Origin of the sequence: Micromonospora sp. DT201, assembly GCF_049841575.1 — a bacterium.
Classification (GTDB): domain Bacteria; phylum Actinomycetota; class Actinomycetes; order Mycobacteriales; family Micromonosporaceae; genus Micromonospora.
On sequence record NZ_JBNCKP010000001.1, the window covers coordinates 422,251 to 443,995 of the forward strand.

At 70.7% G+C, this 21,745-nt stretch carries 22 protein-coding genes; 7 read left to right on the plus strand and 15 right to left on the minus strand.

Features of this window, described 5'->3' with window-relative positions; all coding sequences use genetic code 11:
- Positions 1-154 precede the first annotated feature (154 nt).
- Both ACLQ28_RS02115 and ACLQ28_RS02120 read right to left on the minus strand, forming a co-directional pair.
- A complete protein-coding gene (locus ACLQ28_RS02115) occupies positions 155-412 on the minus strand; it encodes a WhiB family transcriptional regulator (RefSeq protein WP_088950012.1) in 258 nt (85 codons plus the stop codon).
- 449 nt (positions 413-861) lie between these two features.
- On the minus strand, positions 862-1,812 hold the full coding sequence (locus ACLQ28_RS02120) for a diacylglycerol/lipid kinase family protein (RefSeq protein WP_425684479.1): 951 nt from the start codon (positions 1,810-1,812) through the stop codon (positions 862-864).
- On the opposite strand from ACLQ28_RS02120, the gene ACLQ28_RS02125 reads away from it, so the two are divergent.
- On the plus strand, positions 1,811-2,245 hold the full coding sequence (locus ACLQ28_RS02125) for a hypothetical protein (protein WP_425684480.1): 435 nt from the start codon (positions 1,811-1,813) through the stop codon (positions 2,243-2,245). The two genes, ACLQ28_RS02120 and ACLQ28_RS02125, sit on opposite strands and share 2 nt — an antisense overlap.
- Before the next feature lie 38 nt (positions 2,246-2,283).
- Here ACLQ28_RS02125 and ACLQ28_RS02130 read toward each other — a convergent pair whose 3' ends face one another.
- Genes ACLQ28_RS02130 through sodN form a run of 3 tightly spaced genes read right to left on the minus strand, consistent with a single transcriptional unit; the run spans position 2,284 to position 3,694 of the window.
- A complete protein-coding gene (locus ACLQ28_RS02130; RefSeq protein WP_425684481.1) occupies positions 2,284-2,688 on the minus strand; it encodes an ATP-binding protein in 405 nt (134 codons plus the stop codon).
- The gene (locus tag ACLQ28_RS02135; protein WP_425684482.1) at positions 2,685-3,293 is read right to left on the minus strand and encodes a GNAT family N-acetyltransferase; all 609 of its coding nucleotides are present in this window, start codon (positions 3,291-3,293) and stop codon (positions 2,685-2,687) included. The genes ACLQ28_RS02130 and ACLQ28_RS02135 overlap by 4 nt, the downstream gene beginning before the upstream one ends.
- Entirely contained in the window at positions 3,290-3,694 is a 405-nt protein-coding gene (sodN, locus tag ACLQ28_RS02140) for a superoxide dismutase, Ni (protein WP_110563452.1), read from the minus strand. Before sodN ends, ACLQ28_RS02135 begins: the two co-directional genes overlap by 4 nt.
- 69 nt (positions 3,695-3,763) lie before the next feature.
- On the opposite strand from sodN, the gene ACLQ28_RS02145 reads away from it, so the two are divergent.
- The 3 genes from ACLQ28_RS02145 to ACLQ28_RS02155 all read left to right on the plus strand — a co-directional run bounded on the left by ACLQ28_RS02145 (position 3,764) and on the right by ACLQ28_RS02155 (position 6,502).
- Positions 3,764-4,129: a S26 family signal peptidase gene (locus ACLQ28_RS02145; RefSeq protein WP_425684483.1), complete on the plus strand. Its 366-nt coding sequence runs from the start codon at positions 3,764-3,766 to the stop codon at positions 4,127-4,129.
- Positions 4,130-4,271: 142 nt separating this feature from the next.
- Positions 4,272-5,450, plus strand: coding sequence for an NAD(P)-dependent malic enzyme (locus tag ACLQ28_RS02150; RefSeq protein WP_425684484.1), 1,179 nt, complete (start codon positions 4,272-4,274; stop codon positions 5,448-5,450).
- Between the two features lie 89 nt (positions 5,451-5,539).
- The gene (locus ACLQ28_RS02155; RefSeq protein ID WP_425684485.1) at positions 5,540-6,502 is read left to right on the plus strand and encodes a zinc-binding dehydrogenase; all 963 of its coding nucleotides are present in this window, start codon (positions 5,540-5,542) and stop codon (positions 6,500-6,502) included.
- 127 nt (positions 6,503-6,629) lie between these two features.
- Here ACLQ28_RS02155 and ACLQ28_RS02160 read toward each other — a convergent pair whose 3' ends face one another.
- The 3 genes from ACLQ28_RS02160 to ACLQ28_RS02170 all read right to left on the minus strand — a co-directional run bounded on the left by ACLQ28_RS02160 (position 6,630) and on the right by ACLQ28_RS02170 (position 9,129).
- Positions 6,630-7,598 (minus strand): alpha/beta hydrolase family protein, encoded by a 969-nt coding sequence (locus ACLQ28_RS02160; protein ID WP_425684486.1) that lies wholly within the window; start codon positions 7,596-7,598, stop codon positions 6,630-6,632.
- Between the two features lie 83 nt (positions 7,599-7,681).
- Positions 7,682-8,209, minus strand: a complete 528-nt coding sequence (locus tag ACLQ28_RS02165) for a nucleotidyltransferase domain-containing protein (RefSeq protein ID WP_425684487.1) — start codon at positions 8,207-8,209, stop codon at positions 7,682-7,684.
- A gap of 26 nt (positions 8,210-8,235) precedes the next feature.
- A complete protein-coding gene (locus ACLQ28_RS02170; RefSeq protein ID WP_425684488.1) occupies positions 8,236-9,129 on the minus strand; it encodes an alpha/beta hydrolase family protein in 894 nt (297 codons plus the stop codon).
- A gap of 156 nt (positions 9,130-9,285) precedes the next feature.
- On the opposite strand from ACLQ28_RS02170, the gene ACLQ28_RS02175 reads away from it, so the two are divergent.
- The gene (locus tag ACLQ28_RS02175; RefSeq protein ID WP_425684489.1) at positions 9,286-9,456 is read left to right on the plus strand and encodes a hypothetical protein; all 171 of its coding nucleotides are present in this window, start codon (positions 9,286-9,288) and stop codon (positions 9,454-9,456) included.
- A 43-nt stretch (positions 9,457-9,499) separates the two neighbouring features.
- On the opposite strand, the gene ACLQ28_RS02180 is transcribed toward ACLQ28_RS02175, so the two are convergent.
- From ACLQ28_RS02180 to ACLQ28_RS02210, 7 genes are all read right to left on the minus strand, one after another.
- Positions 9,500-10,615 (minus strand): acetate/propionate family kinase, encoded by a 1,116-nt coding sequence (locus ACLQ28_RS02180; RefSeq protein ID WP_425684490.1) that lies wholly within the window; start codon positions 10,613-10,615, stop codon positions 9,500-9,502.
- A complete protein-coding gene (gene pta, locus ACLQ28_RS02185) occupies positions 10,612-12,681 on the minus strand; it encodes a phosphate acetyltransferase (protein WP_425684491.1) in 2,070 nt (689 codons plus the stop codon). Before pta ends, ACLQ28_RS02180 begins: the two co-directional genes overlap by 4 nt.
- Positions 12,682-12,838: 157 nt before the next feature.
- The gene (locus ACLQ28_RS02190) at positions 12,839-13,024 is read right to left on the minus strand and encodes a DUF6104 family protein (RefSeq protein WP_007464679.1); all 186 of its coding nucleotides are present in this window, start codon (positions 13,022-13,024) and stop codon (positions 12,839-12,841) included.
- Between the two features lie 119 nt (positions 13,025-13,143).
- Complete coding sequence (locus ACLQ28_RS02195; protein WP_425684492.1) at positions 13,144-16,920, minus strand: multifunctional oxoglutarate decarboxylase/oxoglutarate dehydrogenase thiamine pyrophosphate-binding subunit/dihydrolipoyllysine-residue succinyltransferase subunit; 3,777 nt, start codon at positions 16,918-16,920, stop codon at positions 13,144-13,146.
- Positions 16,921-17,234: 314 nt separating this feature from the next.
- The gene (locus tag ACLQ28_RS02200; RefSeq protein WP_425684493.1) at positions 17,235-18,047 is read right to left on the minus strand and encodes an ABC transporter permease; all 813 of its coding nucleotides are present in this window, start codon (positions 18,045-18,047) and stop codon (positions 17,235-17,237) included.
- Positions 18,044-18,979, minus strand: coding sequence for an ABC transporter ATP-binding protein (locus tag ACLQ28_RS02205; protein ID WP_425684494.1), 936 nt, complete (start codon positions 18,977-18,979; stop codon positions 18,044-18,046). Before ACLQ28_RS02205 ends, ACLQ28_RS02200 begins: the two co-directional genes overlap by 4 nt.
- A 143-nt stretch (positions 18,980-19,122) precedes the next feature.
- Positions 19,123-19,770, minus strand: coding sequence for a hypothetical protein (locus ACLQ28_RS02210; RefSeq protein ID WP_425684495.1), 648 nt, complete (start codon positions 19,768-19,770; stop codon positions 19,123-19,125).
- Positions 19,771-19,929: 159 nt separating this feature from the next.
- Here ACLQ28_RS02210 and ACLQ28_RS02215 point away from each other — a divergent pair, with 159 nt between their 5' ends.
- A complete protein-coding gene (locus ACLQ28_RS02215; protein WP_425684496.1) occupies positions 19,930-20,724 on the plus strand; it encodes a GNAT family N-acetyltransferase in 795 nt (264 codons plus the stop codon).
- A complete protein-coding gene (locus tag ACLQ28_RS02220; protein WP_425684497.1) occupies positions 20,721-21,659 on the plus strand; it encodes a lysophospholipid acyltransferase family protein in 939 nt (312 codons plus the stop codon). Before ACLQ28_RS02215 ends, ACLQ28_RS02220 begins: the two co-directional genes overlap by 4 nt.
- The last annotated feature ends 86 nt before the right edge of the window (positions 21,660-21,745 follow it).

Consider the following 21,745-nt stretch of genomic DNA (forward strand, 5'->3'; position numbering starts at 1 on the left):
CGGGACAGCGTCCTTGTGCCGGCCAGCGGTCCTTGTGCCGGCCAGCGGTCCTCGTGCGGGACAGCGTTCTCGTGCCGGACAGCGGTCCTTGTGCCGGACAGCGGAACGCCCCGGCGGGCGAACCCACCGGGGCGTACAGCTGTGTCGTTGGGGATCAGGCGGAGTGAGCGCGCAGCACCCGGAGACCGCCGCGCCGCTTGACAGCGCGCCGCTCCTCCTCGCTCATTCCGCCCCAGACGCCGGCGTCCTGACCAGACTCGAGTGCCCACTGCAGGCACTGGTCGGTCACGGAGCAGCGCCTGCAGACGGCCTTTGCCTGCTCGACCTGCAGCAGAGCCGGTCCAGACGTCCCGATCGGGAAGAACAGCTCTGGGTCCTCGTCGCGGCAGACACTATGGTGACGCCAGTCCATGGCGGCAACACTCCTCATTCTGGATGGGTGGCAACAATTGCTTGGTCGTGCTTTTCCTATATGCATCCGCAGTGCCGGTGGTGACAGTTAGCGTCTGACCATTCGGCAGTGCGTGAGCAGGCGTTCAGCGCCGGGGACCTGCTGGAACAGCTCAACCTGACGAGCATATCCAGGCAATGTCCCGGTAACTCAAGTTCGCTTGTGAATACTTTCACGAACAGTCGTGATGTCAAGGGTGACGCTCGGAAAAACTCCGGGCGGTGAGCAAGCCCACAACCCATTTGTCCGGGTTTCAGTGCTTTCCTGGTTACCCGCCGTGCCACAGTCGAGGATCAATATAGTACAGTCCGCGTGACATTGCTGACATTTCCGGCACCTGCCCCTCGGTGTGGCGGTGACCGGCCGATCCGGTCGCGGTCACCGTGTCGACCAAGGGCAGTACCCGAGACCTAGCAGATTACTCTCAGTGCGGCGGGAACGGAGGTGAATCTGACTTTCTCCCGCTCGCCGAGATAGTCGCCGTCCAGCTGGAACGCCTGCGGACGGCTTGAGAGCAGCGTGAACTCCGCCGTGTCATGGAGTCGTAACACCTGGCGGCCGCGCGGATCCGGCCGCTGGGACAGGAACTGCGTCACCGTCCGTGTTGTGCTAGCCACTCGGAGCTGACGCAACGCCAGCACATCCAGCCCGAGGTCGAACGACGCGGCGGGGTTGGGGTTGACTTCCCGGTCGCCCAGGTACGTCCATGGCGCCGTGTTCTGGATGATGACGGTGGCCAGCTCAGCCTCGGCCGGCTCGTCCGGACGTTCCAGGACGATCGCCGGATGCCGCCGGTCCGAGGCGAAGAAGTACTGATTCATGATCGAGCGCAGATAGAGCGTCGGCGTCGACACCCGGCCCTTCCGCCGGGCCTGCTCCACCCGGTGGATCACCGCCGCGTCCAGGCCGAACCCCGCGCAGAAGGTGAAGTAACGGTCGTCCGCCCGGCCCAGCCCAACCTTCCGGCTCCGGCCCAGCCGCAACGCTTCGAGGATCATGCTGGTCGCGTCCGGCCACTCCCGGGGTAGACCCAGCGCACGGGCGAACACGTTTGTCGAGCCGCCCGGCACGGTCGCCAGCGCGGGCAGCCGATCGGCCATCGTGGCATCGTCGGCGCGCGGCGGCGGGTCGGCCGTCATCAGGCCGTTCACCACCTCGTTCACGGTGCCGTCGCCACCCAGGGTGACGACCAGGTCGACCCCCTCCGCAGCGGCCTCCCGGGCCAGCGCCATGGCGTGCCCGCGCCGGCGGGTGTAGCGCACGCTGAGGTCGACTTCGCTGCGCAGCGCACGGACGAGCACGTCCCGGCTGCGTTCGCTGGTAGTGGTGGCCTTTGGATTGACCACCAGGACGGCCCGCATGGGCGGCACTGTACCTTCCGGTAGCCCGAGTATCGTGGCGCGCGTGACCATCGACTCGGCCCCGTTTCCCGTCACGCTCCGCTGGGCGGTCCGGCTGCTGTGGGGGGAATCGGCCGTCGTCGGCCTGATCGCGGCCTGGCTCGTCTGGGCCGACCTCACGGCCACCACCACCGATCTGGCGTCGGCGTTGCTGGTGACGGCCTTCGCCATCGGGGCGGCGGTCGTGCTCTGGGCGCTGGGCCGTGCGCTGCTGCGCCGCAAGGCGGGCGCACGGGCCCCCGCGATCGTGCTCCAGCTGATGCTGCTGCCGATCGGGTGGTTCATGATCCAGGCTGGGCTCGGCTGGCTGGGCGTGCCGTTGATGGCCCTCGGCCTGGGCGTGGGCTGGCTGCTGGTCAGCCCTCCGACGACCCGGGCCCTCGGCTTCGAGTGACAGTGCCGGAGTGACAGTGCCGGCAGGCGCTGGGCCGGTCAGTAGGTGCCGGAGCGGCGAGTGAGCAACCCGATCGTGGCCCGGCCGTCGGCGGCCGTGGCGGTTGCCGAGGTGGTCAGCGCGGTGAGCACCTTCCAGGCGAAGGACGACTCGGCGGGCAACGTGGCACCGCGCACGGTCGGCACGGTCACCTCGACGGTCAACGCATCCTCGGTGACCGCGAAGCGGCACTCCAGCTCGGCGTCGCGGGTGGCGATGGCGAGCAGCATGGCGCACGCCTCGTCGACCGCGATCCGCAGATCCTCGATCTCGTCGAGCGCGAACTGCAACCTGGCCGCGAGACCGGCTGTGGCGGTACGGAGCACGCCGAGGTAACCGCCGTCGGCGGGCACCGTGAGGCGCACCACGTCGTCGGTCCACGGCTGGCCAGTCAGTTGAGTCACGCCTCATCCCCCCGGTCGGGGACTCTACCCGGTCGGTCGCCTGTACGCGTGCCGGCAGCGGTGACATGACCGGCCAGTTGGCGCAGCGCGTCCCCGCTCAGTCGGTAGGGGACCCACTCGGTCATCTGCTCCGCGCCGATCGAGGCGTAGAACCCGGCGGCCGGGTTCCAGTCGATCATCGACCACTCAAGCCGCCGATAGCCGCGTCGTACGCAGATGTCGGCCAGAGTGGCGAGCAGAAGCCGACCCGCCCCGGTGCCTCGGGCTGGCGGGGAGACGTAGAGGTCCTCCAGGTAGATGCCGTGCACGCCGGCCCAGGTGGAGAAGTTGAGAAACCACAACGCGAAGCCGATCGGCTTGCCGTGCTCGTCGACCGCGACGTGACCGAAGAGCGCCGGAGCAGCCGCCGGCCCGCTCCAGCTCGGCCCGTCCGCCGCGCCGCGACCTGGAGCAGCCGGGAACAGGGCCGAGGTCAGCTGCTCGGCGGTCAGGTGGCACTGGTCGGGGGCACGTTCGTACTCCGCCAGCTCGTGCACCATGGCGACGATGGCCGGCACGTCCTCGGGACGTGCCGGCCGGATCGTCGGGATGACCCGTGAGGTCACGCCTTCTTGGTCTCCCAGAAGATCTTCGAGATCTCGTCGATCTTCGCGAGCAGCTTGTCGGCGGTGGCCGGGTCGAGGCTGCCCTTGACGCCACCGGCGCCGGCGAGCTTGGTGGCCTCGTTGAACAGGCTGTGCAGGTTCGGGTACTTCTCGAAGTGCGGGGGCTTGAAGTAGTCGGTCCACAGCACCCAGAGGTGGTGCTTGACCAGCTCGGCGCGCTGCTCCTTGATGATGACGGCGCGGGTGCGGAACTCCGGGTCGGTGTTCGCCTGGTACTTCTCGCAGATCATTTTGACCGACTCGGCCTCGATCCGGGCCTGAGCCGGATCGTAGACACCGCACGGCAGGTCGCAGTGAGCGCTCGCGGTGACGCGGGGCGCAAGGATGCGCGGAAATCGCATCGGGATCCTCCATGGGAAGTTTGCGATGATCAAAGGCGACATTACTCCTGAGGATGCTCCCCGAACCGGATGGAGGTGAAACCAGTGGGAAGCGATCACCCGCCTGAGGCGCCCCGTTTGCGGAGACCGTTGACCGCAGTTCTGGTGATCGGTCCGTCCATGGCACCGACGCTGCGGCATGGCGACGCGGTGCTGGTGCGTCCGGATGGCCGCCCGATCCGAGCAGGGGACGTGGTGGTCGCGGTCTTCCGGACCCGTCCCGAGTTGCTGGTGGTGAAGCGGGCGGTCCGGCAGCAGGACGGCGGCTGGTGGCTGCGCGGGGACAACGACCTGATCACCGATGACTCCCGGGCGTACGGGGTGGCCGACGTGCGGGGGAGGGTGGTGGCCCGCTACTGGCCGCGCCCCGGCCGGGTTCCTCGTCGCCCGTTATGACCCTGCTCACATCCCAGCGGCAGTGTCGACACTATGCTCGGAAGTGCCCGGGTGACCCCCTGCACCGCGTGCCACCGCTCGCCGCCCACCTCGCGGCCGGGCCGGACGCCCCATCTGCTCGACAGATCCTGGAGTCACCACCATGTCTTCGTCCATCGTGGACCCCGCTGATCCCGTCTTCCTGCTGCACCGCGGCGGCAAGATGGCAGTCACCTCGACCGTGCCGCTCACCAGCCGGGAAGACCTCTCCCTGGCGTACACCCCGGGGGTGGCTCGGGTGTGCGAGGCGATCGCCGCCGATCCCACCCTGGCGGACGACTACACCTGGGTGTCGCACACCGTCGCGGTGGTCACCGACGGCTCGGCGGTGCTCGGGCTCGGCAACATCGGCCCACGCGCCGCAATGCCGGTGATGGAGGGCAAGGCGGTGCTGTTCAAGCAGTTCGCCGGGGTGGACGCGGTGCCAATCTGTCTGGACACCCAGGACGTCGACGAGATCGTCGCCGTGGTGCGGGCGCTGGCCCCCTCGTTCGGCGGGATCAACCTGGAGGACATCAGCGCGCCGCGCTGTTTCGAGGTGGAGAGACGGCTCGACGAGGCGCTCGACATCCCGGTCTTCCACGACGACCAGCACGGCACTGCGATCGTGGTGCTCGCCGCGCTGCGTAACGCCGCCACCCTGCTCAACCGCAAGCTCGGTGACCTGCGGGTGGCGGTGAGCGGTGCGGGCGCGGCCGGGGTGGCCGTGACGAAGATGCTTGTCGCCGGGGGCGTCAACCCCGACCAGGTGGTGGTCTGCGACTCCAAGGGGATCATCGGCCTGCACCGCACCGAGCTGACCGGCACCAAGGCCGAGTTGGCGGCGAGCACCAACGCGGACGGCCGCCAGGGCGACATCACCGAGGCGCTTCGCGGCGCGGACGTGTTGATCGGGGTCTCCGGCGGGCAGATCCCCGAGAGCGCGGTGGCCGGGATGGCACCCGGCGGGATCGTGTTCGCACTGGCCAACCCGACCCCGGAGGTGCACCCCGAGGTCGCCGCCCGGCACGTCGCGGTGGTCGCCACCGGGCGCAGTGACTACCCCAACCAGATCAACAACGTGCTGGCGTTCCCGGGGGTGTTCCGTGGTGCGCTGGATGCCGGCGCCACCCGGATCACCGAGGCGATGAAGGTCGCCGCCGCGGACGCCATCGCCGGTGTGGTGGCCGAGTCGTTGACCGTCGACGCGATCGTCCCCTCGCCGCTCGACCCGCGCGTCGCGCCAGCCGTCGCCGAGGCGGTCGCCGAAGCCGCCCGCCGCGACGGCGTCGCCCGTCACTGACGACGCACGGGCCGGGGGCGCTCCGGCGCAGCATGCGCTGCTGGCCGGTGTGAGAGGGAGCCTTCTTAACGGGCGCTCAGCTTGTTACCGTGCCGATCATGCGTGCTGCCTTCGCCTCCAGCTTCGACGACGCCGATCCGCTCGCCGCACTCACCGTCGGCGAGCGGCCCGAGCCGACCCACCCGGCCGACGACTGGGTGACCGTGCAGTTGCGGGCCACCTCGCTCAATCACCACGACCTCTGGTCATTGCGCGGGGTGGGGCTCACCGAGGCCCAGCTGCCGATGATCCTCGGCTGCGACGCGGTCGGAGTGGACCCGGAGGGTCACCCGGTCGTCGTGTACCCGGTGGTGGTCACTCCGGGTGACCCGCGCGGGGTCTCCATCCTCTCCGAGCACTTTGCCGGGACCCTCGCCGAGCGGGTCGCCGTACCCCGATCGAACCTGATCCCGCTGCCCGACGGCATGACCGCGACCGACGCGGCGTGCCTGCCCACGGCCTGGCTGACCGCGTGGCGGATGCTGACCACCAAGGGCCGCGTCGCGGACGCCGACAGCGTGCTGGTCCAGGGCGCGGGCGGTGGCGTCGCCACCGCGGCCGTCGCGCTCGCCGTCGCGATGGGCAAGCGGGTGTACGCGACCAGCCGCGACGCCGCCAAGCGGGAGCGGATCTCGGCCCTCGGCGCTACCGCCGTGGAACCCGGTGCCCGGCTGCCGGAACGAGTCGACGTGGTGATCGAGACGGTTGGCGCGGCCACCTTCGACCACTCGATGAAGTCGGCCGCGCCGATGGCCCGGATCGTGGTCTCCGGCGCGACCGCCGGGCACGAGCCGGCGATCAACCTGCGCCGGCTCTTCGCGATGCAGCTGGAAATCCTGGGCACCTCGATGGGCACCCCCGGCGAGCTGTACGAGCTGCTGGCGTTCTGCTCCGACAACGAGGTGCGCCCGGTGGTGGACTGTGTCGTCCCGTTCAGCCGGGTCGAGGACGCCTTCGCCCGCCTGCACTCCGGCGACGCCTTCGGCAAGGTCGTCATCGACCACACGGCCTGATCCGCGGGCCGTCTCGTCGCATGATCCGCGCAACATCAGGGAAACTGCTGCCTCCGGTCGCGCTGAGGCAGCAACATCCCTGATGTTGTGCGGATTTCAGCCGGCCGGCCGGCCCGAAGCGTGCTGCTCAGAGATGATCGTCGAAGGTGGCGATGTCGCCGCGCATCGCGTCGGTGGGGATGCGCTTCTTGGCCGCCGCGTCGCCGTACAGCGACCAGCGGAGAAACTCGATGGACGTGTCCGAGACCACCCGCAGCGCCGCGCCGTCACTGAGCAGCGCCCGTCCGTGGTCGCCGTTCGGCAGGCTCAGCATCGCCTTCGGCCAGGGCACCTTGTCGTACACGGCCTTGCCCGCCGCGTACCCGACCACCTCGTCCAGCTCCCCGTGCACGAACAGTTGCGGCGCGGCCGCGCCGGCGAACGCGGTGCCCACGCCGAGCGCTGTGCCAGCGAACACCACGCCCGCGTCCAGCCGCTCGTCCCGGCTCGCGGTGAAGAGGCCGATCGTGGTCACCCCGCCCGCCGAGTGCCCGGCCGCAGCCACCCGGTCGGCGTCCAAACGGCCGTGCAGTGGGTCGTCGGCCTTGGCGTCCAACGCGAGCACCTGGGTCAGCGCGTACGACACGTCGGCCGGCTGGTTGAGCACGTCGAGGACGTTGCCGTCACCGCCCCGGGAGGTGTGCGGGAAGACCGGCGCGGCCACCACGAAACCCGCCGCCGACCACCGGGTCAGCAGCGTGGCGTAGTCGTCCGGCCGCCCGCCCAGACCGTGGCTGAACATCACCACCGGAAACCGACCGTTCGCGGCCGACGCCGACCGCTTGGCCGCGCCGCCGGCATCCCCAGCAGCCGGGTACCAGATCGTCACCGGCAGCGCACGGCCGTCCCGGTCCAGCTTCAGTTGGCGTACGCCGACTGCGAAGGCGCGCTGCGGCGCGGTCCCGGCAGGGACCTGCGGCGTCGGCGTGGCGGCGGCCGGCGGTGGCTCGGCCGGAGCCCGCCAGCTCTTGCCCTGCGGGGTGTCCGCTGAACAGCCGGCCAGCCCGGCCAGGAGAACGGCGCTGGCCAGCAGTGCGGAGGTGACGCGACGCGACATGAATCCGATTGTGCCTTGTGCGGTCGGCACGACCGGCGAAGTTCGACGGGCTGTGCCCGCCCCTGCACCCGCCGCTGCACCCGCTACCCTGCTCGACCAGGACCGGCACGTAGCCGGATCAGGTCGTCGGCGTCCTTCGGCCGGCGCGGACGCTCCGGCATCCAGACCGGGTACATCTGCTTGAACTCGATCTGGGCCTGCACCGAGATGGTCGGCGCGGTGAGCGAGCCGATCCGGCCGGGTGGCGCGTCCAGCATCCCGGCCGGCAGCGGGGTCCCGGCCCAGGAGCCGGCACCCACCGTCGGACGGCCGGCATCATCCCGACCCAGGTACGCGAAGCTGACCTCGACGTCGCCCGCGAACACGTCGAGTTGCAGCTCCACCGGCATCCGAGGGTCGAGACGCCAGCCTCGGGCCAGCAGCAGCGTGCCCAGCCGGTCCGCGTCCTCCCGCCAGCAATACCAGTCGACGTCGACGTGGGGGCGGGTCACCGCGCCGAGGTGGAAGTCCATCGCCCAGCCGCCGCGCAGCCACACCGGGATGCCGTCTGCCCCGGCGACCGTGACCACCTCGGCGATGCTCGCCAACTGGCGGTGCGCGTGCTCGTCCACCGGGCCACCGTAGCGGTGCCGCAGGGTCAACGGGCCGGGCGGGACTCGTAGCTGGTCATCGGGGTGCGGGCGTCGGCGGGGAGGCGAGCACCGGCCGTCTGGTCGCCGTAGAGGGTCCAGCGGAGGAAGTCGGTGGTGGTGGCGAGAACCGGGGCGAAACCTGGATCGCCCGGCGTCAGGTAGGCGCCGTGGTCCTGCCCGAGCAGGCTGAGAAACGCGGCCGGCCCGCGGGTACGCCCGTACGCCGCCTGGCCGACCGTCACCGGCACCACCGCGTCGGCCGTGCCGTGCACGAAGAGCACCGGTGCGGCCGGCCCGGCGAAGCTGCCGGGCAACCCACCCCCGGCGATCACGATCCCGGAGCGCAACCGGGCCGGGTGCCCCTCGCTGAACATGCCGGAGGTGGTGAAGCCGCCCGCCGAGTGCCCGGCGGCGGCAATCGACGTCAGGTCCAGGTGGCCGGCGAGGGGATCCGTGCGGTTCCGGTCCAGGCGGCTCAGGTGTCGGATCAGCCGCCAACCATCGGCGGGTTGGTTGCGCACGTCGGCCCGGCTGAACTCGGCGGCGCCCTCCCGGGTGTGCGGGAACGCGGGAGCGGCCACCACGAAACCCGCCGCCGCCCAGCGGGTGGTCAGGCCGGCGTGCAGATCGGGCCGGCTGAACAGCCCGTGGCTGAAGACCACCACCGGGAACCGCCCGTCGGCCACCCCGTCGGCCGCAGCCGGAAACCAGATCGTCACCGGCAGGGGGCGCGCCGAGCGCGGATCGAGGGTGAGCGTACGCACGCCGACGGCGTACGACCCCTCAGGCGCCCGATGCGCCGACAACGGCCCGTCGGACCCGCCAGCGACGGCCGTGGCAGGCGCGCAGCCCACCAGCAGCGTTGTCATCAGCACAGCGACCAGCCGTCCCGCCCCCATCGTTTCACGGTAAGTGCCCAGGCAGGCGTAGCGGCCCCGCCATCCGGCCTGGCTGCACCCACCACCCGGTCGGGTCACCTCCACCGGCCGGGCCCAACCTGGGACGACGTGGGCCGGGGGCGGTGCCGCGTAAACCGTTTCGCTAGGGTCACCGACATGCCTGAGAACTACACCGACCCCAGCGGCAACACCGAGGCGTTCCGTGCCTTCACCGAAACGCCGGAAGCCGCGGTGCCGACGGAGGCCCCATCCCGCATCCCCCTGATCGTCGGTGTGGTGGTCGTGGTGCTGGTGGTGGCCGTTGTCGCCTGGCTCGCGCTGCGCTGACCCCGCGCTGCGCTGACCCTCGCCTGCGCTGACCGGAGCTTCGTCAGCCGCCCTCGACCACGTCCCGGGCCTGCCGGGCGATCTCCCGTTCCTCGTCGGTGCGGATGACGCAGACGCTCACCTCGGCGCCGTCGGGCGAGATCACCCGGTCGCCGCCGCCGTCGTTGCGGGCATCGTCCACGGTGATTCCGAGCCGATCCAGGCCGGCCAGCGCGGCAGCCCGGACGGGTGCGGCGTTCTCGCCGACCCCGGCGGTGAAGGCGATGGCATCGACGCGGCCGAGCAGCGCGTAGTACGCCCCGACGTACTCGGTGATCCGCCGGCAGTACACGTCGAAGGCCAGCTCCGCTGCACGATCCCCGGCCGCCCGGCGCTGAAGCACCTCGCGCATGTCGTTGACGCCGGTCAGGCCGAGCAGACCGCTGCGGTGGTTGAGCAGGTCGTCGATGTCGTCCACCGACAGCCCAGCCTCCCGGCGCAGGTGGAAGATCACCGTCGGGTCCAGGTCGCCGCTGCGGGTGCCCATCACCAGCCCCTCCAACGGGGACATGCCCATCGAGGTGGCGACGCTGCGACCGTTCGCCACCGCGCAGGCACTGGCCCCGTTGCCCAGGTGCAAGGTGATCGTGTTGAGCTGCTCGTACGGGCGGCCCAGCAGTTCGGCGGTGCGGCGGGACACGTACGCGTGCGAGGTGCCGTGGAAGCCGTACCGGCGAATGTCGTACCGCTCGGCGGTGTCCCGGTCGATCGCGTACGTCGCGGCGGCCTCCGGCAGGGTGTGGTGGAACGCGGTGTCGAAGACGGCGACCTGACCGACGTCCGGCAGTGCCGCGCGGGCCACCTCGATGCCGGCCAGGTTGGCCGGGTTGTGCAGCGGGGCGAGCGGCACCAGGTCCTTGATCGCGGCCAGCACCGCGTCGTCGACCAGGACCGGTGTGCTGAACCTCCGGCCGCCGTGCACCACCCGGTGCCCGACCGCCGCCAACCCGGTCAGATCCAGCCCGTCCAGGATCTGCCGGACCGCACCGGCGTGATCCGACGGGCCGCCGCCAGGCTCACCGACCCGCTCGACGGTGCCGTGGTCGAGCGTCCGGTCACCGTCGTAATGGCGCCACTTCACCGACGACGACCCACAGTTGAGCACCAGAACCCGACTCACGAGGCCTCCTCGGTGGCCGCCTGGATGGCGGTGATCGCCACGGTGTTGACGATGTCCGGCACGGTGGCGCCACGGGAAAGGTCGTTCACCGGCCGGCGCAGGCCCTGCATCACCGGGCCGACGGCGACCGCCCCGGCGGAGCGCTGCACCGCCTTGTACGTGTTGTTGCCGGTGTTCAGGTCCGGAAAGATGAAGACCGTGGCCCGGCCGGCGACCGGGCTGCCCGGCAACTTCGTCGCCGCCACCGCCGGGTCGATCGCCGCGTCGTACTGAATCGGCCCTTCGACCAGCAGATCGGGCCGGCGCTCCCGGACCAGCGCGGTGGCCGTGGCGACCTTCTCCACGTCCTCGCCGGCGCCGGAGCTGCCCGTGGAGTACGACAGCATCGCCACCCGGGGTTCGATGCCGAACCGGGCGGCGGTGTCGGCCGACGAGATCGCGATGTCGGCGAGTTGGGCGGCGTCCGGGTCGCGGTTGACCGCACAGTCGCCGTACACCAGCACCCGATCGGCGAGCAGCATGAAGAAGACGCTGGAGGCGACCGATACGTCCGGCACGGTACGGATGATCTCGAACGCGGGCCGGATGGTCGCAGCGGTGGTGTGCGTGGCACCGGAGACCATGCCGTCGGCTCGCCCGGCCGCCACCATCAGGGTGCCGAAGTAGTTGGCCTGGGCCACGATGTCGTGCGCCAACTCCGCGGTGACGCCGCGGTGAGCGCGCAACCGGGCGTACTCGGCCGCGAACTCGTCTCGCCACCCGCTGGTGACCGGGTCGACCACGTTCGCGTCGCCAAGGTCGATGCCCAGTTCGCGGGTCCGCCGGGCGATGTCGTCGGGCCGGCCGAGCAACGTCAACTCGGCCACCCCACGGCGCAGCAGGATCTCCGACGCGCGCAGGACCCGTTCCTCGCTGCCCTCCGGCAGCACCAGGTGCCGGGGCTTCGAGCGGGCCCGGTCGATCAGCTCGTTCTCGAACATCAGCGGGGTGACCCGCGCCGACCGGCTGACCCGCAACCGGCGGGCCAGGTCGTCGGTGTCCACGCAGCGCTCGAACGCGCCGAGCGCAGCCTCCACCTTGCGGGGATTCGCCGCGCTGGGCCGACCCTCGATGCGACTGGACGCGGCCACCGTGTCGTAGCTGTCGCTGCGTACGGACAGCACCGCCAGCCCGGTGTTCAGCCCTTCCACAAGCCGCATGACCCTCGGGTCGGGCTGAACGCCCAGGGTGAGCACCAGCCCGGCCACCGACACCTGCCCGGCCACGTGCGCGGCGCTCGCGGCGACGAGCAGGTCGGCCCGGTCCCCGGGGGTGATCACCAGGGCGCCCTCGGTGAGGTGACCCAGCAGGGTCGGCACATGTGCCGCGCCGACCACGAAGTCCAACACGTCCCGGCCGAGCGCGGCGTCGTCCCCGGCCAGCAGGGTGGCACCGAGTGCCGCCGCCACCTCCGCCACCGTCGGCGCGGACACGCTCGGCACCTCCGGGATGGCGTACGCGGGGACCGGCAGGTCGGGCAGCGTCATCGGCCCCGGCACCCGGTTGGCGATCACCGCGAGCACCGTCGCGCCCAGGTCGGCCAGATCGTGGTACGCCCCGCGAACGGCCGCCGCGACAGCCCCCGGCTCCTGCCCGAAGCCGTCCACCACAGGCACCACCACGCTGCCGAACTCGGTAGCGAGCCGGGCATTGAAAGCAAGCTCCCGAGGATGGGCCGGGTCGCCTGGTTCGTCGAAGTCGCTGCCCACCACGACCACGGCCGGGCACTGCCTCTCCACCGCCCGGTAACGCTCGACGACGGCGGAGATCAGCTCCGCGCGCCGGCCGTCGGCCACCAGGGCGGCAGCCTCGGCGTAGGTCGCTCCGGCCAGCTCGGCCAGCGGCAACTCGACCCGGTAACGCTCGCTGAGCAGGGCGAGGATCGGGTCCGGACCGGCGTCGGCGACCAGCGGCCGGAACACGCCGATTCGCCCGACCTGGCGGGACAGCAACTCCGCCAGCCCGAGGGCAATCGTCGACTTACCCCCGCCCGAACCCACGCTAGTCAGATACACACTGCGAGCCACAACCCCACCCTAGAAGATCGCGAGACCCCGCCACCCAAGTCCTCCACCGCCGCCCCACCCCTCCAAGGCACCGGTGATCAAGAGCTTTGCGTCACTTCCGCCCCTGATGGTGACGGAAACTTCTTGATCACCGCGGGTCTGGGGTGGGGGTGGGGGGTTAGGCGTCTTCGTCGTCGGGGTCGTCTAGGCGGGCCAGGTACGTTGCCAGGCGTTCGATGGGGGTTTCGAAATCGGGGTTGAGATCGACGAAGTCGCGCAGGCGCTCGCCGAGCCACTCCAAGGTCACCTGCTCGTCGCCCCGGCGTTCGACCAGTTCCTCGATGCCACGGTCCGTGAAGTACATCGCGTACGTCCTCGTGCTCAGCCCGGCGCGGGCCGGGCGGGTAAATGGGTGGGTGGACCAACAGAACCGGGGCAGGACCGTGGTGAACGGCCTGCCCCGGCTCTCATGGTGCGGTCAGGTCACGGGCGGGGGAGAGCCGCCTCGATCAGCGCGTTCAGCTCGACCTCGTGGGTCTTGGCGGAGCCGACCGCCGGGGCGGCCGCGGCCGGGCGGGAGATCCGCCGAAGCCGGACGTCCGCGAGGTGCTCCAGCAGGTTGAGCGCGACGAACGACCAGCCGCCCTGGTTGGCCGGCTCCTCCTGCACCCAGGCGAAGTCCTCCGCGTTCGGGTACTGCGCGAGGGCGGCCCGGATCTCCTCCACCGGCAGCGGGTACAGCTGCTCGATCCGGATGATCGCGGTGTCGGTGACGCCGCGCTCCTGACGAGCCTGGAACAGGTCGTAGTAGACCTTGCCGGAGCAGAGCAGCACCCGCTTCACCGCCTCCGGTGCCGGGGCGGCAGTGTCACGCAGCACCGGCTGGAAGGTGCCGGTGGTGAAGTCCTCCACCGACGAGACGCAGAGCTTGTGCCGCAGCAGCGACTTCGGCGTGAACACCACAAGCGGCTTGCGCTTGGGCGACAGGGCCTGGCGGCGCAGCAGGTGGAAGTAGTTCGCCGGGGTGGTCGGGATGGACACCCGCATGTTGTCCTCGGCGCACATCTGCAGGAACCGCTCCGGCCGGCCGGAGGTGTGGTCCGGGCCCTGGCCCTCGTGGCCGTGCGGCAGCAGCAGGGTGACGGCGGAGCGCTGGCCCCACTTCACCTCGCCGGACGAGATGAACTCGTCGATCACCGACTGGGCGCCGTTGACGAAGTCGCCGAACTGGGCCTCCCAGGCGACCAGCGCGTTGATGTTCTCCACCGAGTAGCCGTACTCGAAGCCCATCGCCGCGTACTCGCTGAGCAGCGAGTCGTGCACGAAGAACCGGGAGCGCTCGCCGTCGCCGGTGAGCGACTTCAACGGCAGGTAGTCGTCGCCGGTGCGGGAGTCGACCACCGAGGCGTGTCGCTGGACGAACGTGCCGCGACGCGAATCCTGCCCGGCCAGCCGGACGGTGACCCCGTCGTGCAGCAACGCCCCGAGCGCGATGATCTCGCCGAAGCCCCAGTCGATGTTGCCCTCGACGGACATCTTGGCCCGCCGGTCCAGCAGTTGCTGGATCCGCTTGTGCGGGGTGAAGCCCTCGGGGAGGTTGATGTGCGCCTCGCCGATCGCCTTCACCACGGACGCGTCGGTGGCGGTGTCGACCTGCGGCTCCGGCTCCACCTCGCGGCGCGGCCGGTTGAGCTGGCGTGGCGCCGCGGCGGCGTCCCGGGTGGCCTTGAAGACCTTCTCCAGCTGCGCCTGGTAGTCACGCAGCAGCTCTTCCGCGTCCTCCACGGTGATGTCGCCGCGACCGATCAGCTCCTCGGTGTAGAGCTTGCGGACCGAGCGCTTCGAGTCAATGATCTTGTACATCTGTGGGTTGGACATCGACGGGTCGTCGCCCTCGTTGTGCCCGCGCCGGCGGTAGCAGACCATGTCGATCACGACGTCCTTGTTGAACGTCTGCCGGTATTCGAAGGCCAGCCGGGCCACTCGGACCACGGCCTCCGGGTCGTCGCCGTTGACGTGGAAGATCGGCGCCTGGATCATCCGGGCCACGTCGGTGCTGTAGAGGCTGGACCGGCTGTATTCCGGGGCGGTGGTGAAGCCGACCTGGTTGTTGACCACCACGTGCACGGTGCCGCCGGTGCGGTAGCCGCGCAGCTGCGACAGGTTGAGCGTCTCGGCGACCACACCCTGCCCGGCGAACGCCGCGTCACCGTGCACCGCAAGCGGCAGGACGGTGTAACCCTCGAGCTTGAGGTCGATCCGGTCCTGCTTGGCCCGGACGATGCCTTCCAGCACCGGGTCGACGGCCTCCAGGTGCGACGGGTTGGCCACCACCGACACCTTGACGGAGTGATCGCCGCCGGGGGTGGTGAACTTGCCGTTCTGACCCAGGTGGTATTTCACGTCGCCGGAGCCCTGCGTCGAGCGCGGGTCCAGGTGGCCCTCGAACTCCGAGAAGATCTTCTCGTACGGCTTGCCGACGATGTTGGCCAGCACGTTGAGTCGACCCCGGTGGGCCATGCCGATGACGACCTCGTCCAGGCCGTTCTCGGCAGAGGACTCCAGAACCTCGCCGAGCAGCGGGATCAGCGACTCGCCGCCCTCCAGCGAGAAGCGCTTCTGGCCGACGTACTTGGTCTGCAGGAAGGTTTCGAACGCCTCGGCGGCGTTGAGCCGGTTGAGGACGTGCTTCTGCTCGTCGGCTGCCGGCTTCTCGTACTTGCGCTCGATCCGCTCCTGGACCCAGCGCCGCTCCTCCGGGTCCTGGATGTGCATGTACTCGATGCCGACCCGGCGACAGTATGAGTCGCGCAGCACGCCGAGGATCTCACGGAGCTTCATCCGCTGCCGGCCGGCGAAGCCGTTGACCGGGAACTCGCGGTCCAGGTCCCACAGGGTGAGCCCGTGCTGGAGGACGTCCAGGTCGGGGTGCTTGCGGATCTTGAATTCCAGCGGGTCGGTGTCGGCCATCAGGTGACCGCGCACCCGGTACGCGTGGATCAGCTCGTGCACCCGGGCGGTCTTGTTGATCTGACCCTCGGAGTTGACCGCAACGTCGCGCATCCAGCGCACCGGCTCGTACGGGATGCGCAGCGAGGTGAAGATCTGGTCGTAGAAGCCGTGCTCGCCCAGGATCAGCTCGTGCATCACCTTGAGGAACTCGCCGGACTGCGCGCCCTGGATGATCCGGTGGTCGTACGTGCTGGTCAGCGTGATGATCTTGCTGACGGCCAGCTCGGCCAGCGTGGCCTCGGACATGCCCTGGTAGGGGGCCGGGTATTCCATCGCGCCGACGCCGATGATCGCGCTCTGCCCCTGCATCAGCCGCGGCATCGAGTGCACGGTGCCGATGCCGCCCGGGTTGGTCAGCGAGATCGTGGTGCCGGAGTAGTCCTCCATGGTCAGCTCATTGCGCCGCGCCCGCCGGACCACGTCCTCGTACGCCTGCCAGAACTGCCGGAAGTCCATCTGCTCGCAGCCCTTGATGGAGGGGACCACCAGGTTGCGGCTGCCGTCCGGCTTGGCCAGGTCGATCGCGATGCCGAGGTTGACGTGTTGCGGGCGGACCACCGCCGGCTTGCCGTTGGCCTCGGCGAAGGAGTTGTTCATCTCCGGGTGCTGGACCAGCGCCCGGACCATCGCGTAGCCGACCAGGTGGGTGAAGCTGACCTTGCCGCCTCGCCCACGGGCGAGGTGGTTGTTGATCACGATGCGGTTGTCGACAAGCAGCTTGGCCGGGACCGCGCGCACGCTGGTCGCGGTCGGCACGCTCAGCGAGGCGTCCATGTTCTGGACGATCTTCGCGGCGACGCCACGCAACGGCGTGGTCTGCGGGCCGTCGGCGGTCGGCGCGGACGGCTTTGCGGCCGGCTTGGCCGGGGCGGCCTTCTCCGGGGCGGCCTTGGCTGTGGCCGGCGCTGCGGCGGGCTTGGCCGGTGCCGACTGCTTGGCGGACGGCTTGGCTGCGGACGGCTTGCTCGCGGTCGCCGGCTGCGCCGTGGCGCTCGGCTGGCTGACCGTGGCGGCTGCCTCCGGCTGGCCGTCCGGCTCGGGGGCGGCGGCCGGCTTGTCCGACGACGACTCGACCCCGCGCGGCGCGGCCGCTCCGGGCGCTGGCCGATAGTCGGCGAAGAAGTCGTGCCAGGCCGAATCGACGCTGGTTGGGTCGGCGAGGTAGCGCTGATACATCTCCTCGACGATCCACTCATTCGGGCCGAAACCCGCCAGTGGGTTCTCCTGCGAAGTCTGCTGGGTCGACACGGCCGGTAATCGCCTCTTTCACGCGGGTTTGTGTGGCACGCGGTGTGTCCCGTCGCGCCCGATTAGGAGCACGGACTGGACGGCTCCCAGGCTACGCCGTACCGATCCCGCAGGCATTTCCGCCTCGGTCCCGTGGCCGGTTTCACAGAAGATGCCAGAAGTTCAGCAACAGCTGCGCGGTTGGTCGACGGCTGCTAACGCGCCGGGATCCAGCACGTCCCGGCCCTGTGGCAACGACGAGACCAGGGCGGCGGCAACGACGAGGACCCCGGGGCGGCCAGCTTGTCGCCGCCACCCCGAGGTCGGGACCGCCGTCAGGCGATGTCGCGCCGCCGAGTGAGCAGGACTCCGACGACCCCGCTGACCAGCGCGTAACCGATCAGCACCAGGGCACCGACCCACCAGGATGGTGTGAATTCCGAGGTGCCCTCCGTGATCATGACCTGGGAGGCCACCGCGGGCCAGACCACCTGCCACTTGAGCACCGCCTCGCTGTCGAGCACGTTCGACAGGAGCAGGAACAGCAGACCCACCACCTGGGTGCCGATCAGATAGAGCACCGCCGCCGTGATCACCGCGCCGAGCTGGTTGGTGATCAGCGTGCCGATGCCCACCCCGAGGATCGTCCAGATGGCGTACGCGAGCAGGTTGAACAGCAGCGCCCGCTGCACCGGCCACTCACCGAGCTGGGCGCCGTAGTCGTTCAGGGACAGGAAGACCGAGCCGGCGGCCAGGTCGATGAGCGTGGTCACCAGCCAGAACATGAAGCCGAGCAGGCTGGCGGCGACGAGCTTGCCGACGATGACCGACGTACGCCGGGGAGTCGTCAGGAACGTCGTGGTCGCAGTCTGGTGGAAGAACTCGTTGGTGACCATCAGGATGCCGATGAGCATCACGAACATCAGCCCGAGGTACTGGCCCGAGGTGTAAAGGTTCGCCGCCTGCGCCGGCGCGGTCGCCTGCTCGGCGCTGACGCCGACGTCGCCTGCGTCGCCACCGAGCGTCGTGACGAGCAACCACGCGTTGATCGCGAACGCCAGGGCGATCGAGAGGAACGCGCCGAGGGCCAGCCACCACCAGGTGCTGGTCGTGCGGATCTTGAGCAGTTCGGCTCGGACGAGGTTCATCGGATGCCCGCCTTTCCGGCCGTCAGCTCCAGGAAGACCCGTTCCAGATCGGGCCGTTCGGTGGTCAGTTCGTGCAGCTCTACCCCGGCCGCCAAGGCGGACCGGCCGATCGTCGGGGCGTCCACCCCGGCAACCAGCAGGGTGCCCTGCTCGTCGGTGTCGACGGTCGCCGACTGCGCCTTCAGCGCGGCGATCAGCGCCTCGGCGTGCGGCGTGCGGACCCGGACCCGGGCGCTCTGCGCCATCGAGCCGAGAACATGGTCGACCGGACCCTGCCGGACCAGCTGCCCGGCCGCGATGATCACCACGTCGTCGGCGAGCAGTTGCATCTCCGACAGCAGGTGGCTGGAGACCAGCACGGTGCGACCCTCGTGGGCGAGGTTCTTGAGGAACCCACGCATCCACCGGATGCCCTCCGGGTCGAGCCCGTTGGCCGGCTCGTCGAGGATCAGCACCCGGGGGTTGCCGAGCATCGCGGCGGCGATGCCGAGCCGCTGCTTCATGCCCAGCGAGTAACCCTTGAACTTGCGCTTCGCCGCCGGCGTCAACCCAACCAGGGCCAGCGCCTCGTCGGCCCGCTGCTTGGGCAGCCCGGCCGCCGCGCAGAGGACCCGCAGGTGGTTGATGCCGGTACGGCCCTTGTGCGCGCTGGAGGCCTCCAGCACCGCGCCGACGTGCCGCAGCGGTTGCGTGAGGTCGGCGTACCGATGGCCGCTGATGGTGGCCGTGCCCGCGGTCGGCGTGACCAGGTTCAGCAGCATGCGCAGCGTGGTGGTCTTGCCAGCGCCGTTCGGACCGAGGAAGCCGGTCACCCGCCCCGGTGCCACGGTGAAGGACAGGTTGTTCACCGCCCGCACGTTCTTGTACTGCTTCGTCAGACCGGACACCACGATCTGACCGTCGCTGGTGGGGCTTCGCTGCCCGTCAGTCATCGTTCTCCTCCCGTGTGTGGCGTCGATGTACGCCGTGGCACAGCGTGACGGCACGGGGCAACAAGGTCAATCAGGCGCGGTCCGTACGTTGTGGTCCGTCGCAGGGGGGAGGCGACTCCTACCTGCGGACGACGGCCGGGGGGTCAGCGGGCGATCCAGGTGGCCCGGGCAGCCCCGAGTAGCGCGCCGTCCGGGCCGTACAGGCTGGTGTGCACGAGCGCCTTGCGCCCATCGACGCCGATCAGCGCCCCGGTCACCACGCACTCGTCGTCAGGCCCTGGCAGCGCCGCGACCACGGCGGCGATCCGACCCAGCAGGTACGGGCGGCCCGGCGCGAGCACGGTCCACCCGCCGGGGCAGTCCAGCGCCGCCCAGACCGTGGCTGCGCTGACCTGCTCAGGTGCCCGGAACGGCGCGGCGGTCCGGCCATCCGGCAGCCGGCCGGGAAAGATCCGCAGCCCGTCGGGCCGCTGCGGCCCACAGACATAACAGCTGGGGAACGGATGCTCGACCAGGCCGGGGTAGCGGGTCGCCGCAGCCGCCGCGGTGTCCAGGTCGACAGGGGGTACGACGGCATCGACCACCCCGACCGGGCGCACCTCGGCCACCAGTTCGCCGGCCGGGTCACGTACCTCGCCGTCGACCAGACTCAGCTCGGTCTGCAGGGGCGGTGGCCGGCGCAGCGTCACCTCGACCGGGCCGGTGCCGCCCTGCTCGGCGGCGAACACTCCCGCGCTCCAGCCGCCGTTGCCGGATCCGGCGGGCCCGTTGTAGCGGGATTCGATGCGCATCGTCGACCTCCGGTGAGGCGTGCCGGCTCGTTCGCCGGTCCGCTCCGGCAGCCTCGCACGCCCACGGCCGGGTGTGGCTAGCGGTCTCGCCTGCCGGCGTTCATCCGATCGACACCAGTGGTCCCCGTGGATGGCAACCCGGGCACCTAGACAGATCCCATGGCCGTTCTGCATGCCGCTGGCGCACCCCTGACGACCAGCGGATACACCCTGCTGATCGCCGACGACCCCACCCAGGTCGCGGCCGCGCAACGCCTGCGTCACGAGGTGTTCGCCACCGAGCTAGGCGCCACCCTCCTCCCCGGTGCGGCCGGGTTGGACGTGGACCCCTTCGACGCGTACTGCGACCATCTGATCGTCCGCGAGGACAGCACCGGCGAGGTGGTCGGCACGTACCGGCTGTTGCCGCCCGGCCGCACCGACCGCCGGTACGCCGAGGACGAGTTCGACCTCACCGCGCTCGACCCGCTCCGCGACGACCTGGTTGAGACGGGCCGCTCCTGTGTGCACCCGGACCACCGCTCGGGCGCGGTGATCAACCTGATGTGGGCCGGACTCACCAGGTACCTGCACCTGCGTGGCTCCCGCTGGCTCGGCGGCTGCGCCTCGGTGCCGGTGGACGACGGGGGGCGGACGGTCGCCGAGGTGTGGGCGCAGGCCCAGACCCGGCACCTGTCGCCGCCGCCGTTGCGGGTCCGCCCGCTGCGGCCCTGGTTCGCCGACTCGGCCGCCGCTCTCGAACTGGCCGCCGCTGCCTCGGTAGCCGCCCAGCCGGCTGGGCGCGTCGCGGTGCCGCCGCTGCTGCGGGGCTACCTCCGTCTTGGCGCATGGATCTGCGGCGAACCGTCGTACGACCCCGACTTCGGGTGCGCGGACTTCTACGTGCTCTTCTGCCTGGACCGGATGAACCCCCGTTACCTGCGGCACTTCCTGGGCGAGGAGGCGCAGCGGTGACCGCCGTGTCGCACGACCTGTGGCGGCCCACATCGGGCTGCGACGACGATTGTCTGCCGGCGGCCGATGAGGTGCCCACGGCACCGGTGGCTCGCCGGGTGCTCAGGTTGGTTGCCGTGGCCGGCATGCTGCTGGCCGGGGTCGGCCTGGTGGTGCTGCTGCCCGTGCTCCCGGCCCGGGAACGGCAGGCAGCGGTGCGCGGCTGGGCCCGGGCCACCGCCCGAGCCTTCGGTGTCCGGTTGGTGATCCGGGGTCGGCTGCCCCGGCGGCGGGCGCTGCTGGTCGCCAACCATGTCTCGTGGTTGGACATTCTCGCGGTGCTGGCGGTCGCGCCCACCCGGATGGTCGCGAAGCGGGAGATCCGCTCGTGGCCGGTGGTCGGTCTCCTGGCCTCGGCGTTGGGCACGGTCTTCGTGGACCGTTCCCGGCCGCGGGCGCTGCCGGCCACCGTCGGCCGGGTCGCTGACACGCTGCGCGCCGGACGGTCGGTGGCGGTCTTTCCGGAGGGTACGACCTGGTGTGCTGGTGACGGTGCCGCCGACTGCCGCCCCGGCGGCGGTTTCCGGCCGGCGACGTTCCAGGCGGCCATCGACACGGGCAGCCCGGTGGTGCCGCTGCGGATCGCCTACCGCTGCGAGGCCACCGGGGCGACCACCACGGCTGCTGCCTTCCTCGGTGCGGACACCCTGCTGCGGTCGGTGGCCCGGGTGGTCACGGCGCGGGAGTTGGTGGTGTCGGTGACGATCACCGCCGCCCTGCACCCGGCCCGTGATGCCGACCGGCGGTTGCTGGCCCGGGCCGCCGAGTCGGCCGTACACCTGCTGCCCACGGCGGGGGCCGTAGCGCGGGCCCGGCTGCGTTCGGTGCCCACGGCGACCCCGGCCGTTCCCGTCTCGACGCCGGTCACCGGCCGGGAGCTGGGCCTGGCGGCCTGAGGGGAACGGCGCGGCGGGGGGTCGTCCGGCCCTGCCCACCGCGATGAGCGCGATGCCGCCGAGTCATCACCATGACGCGGAGGCAT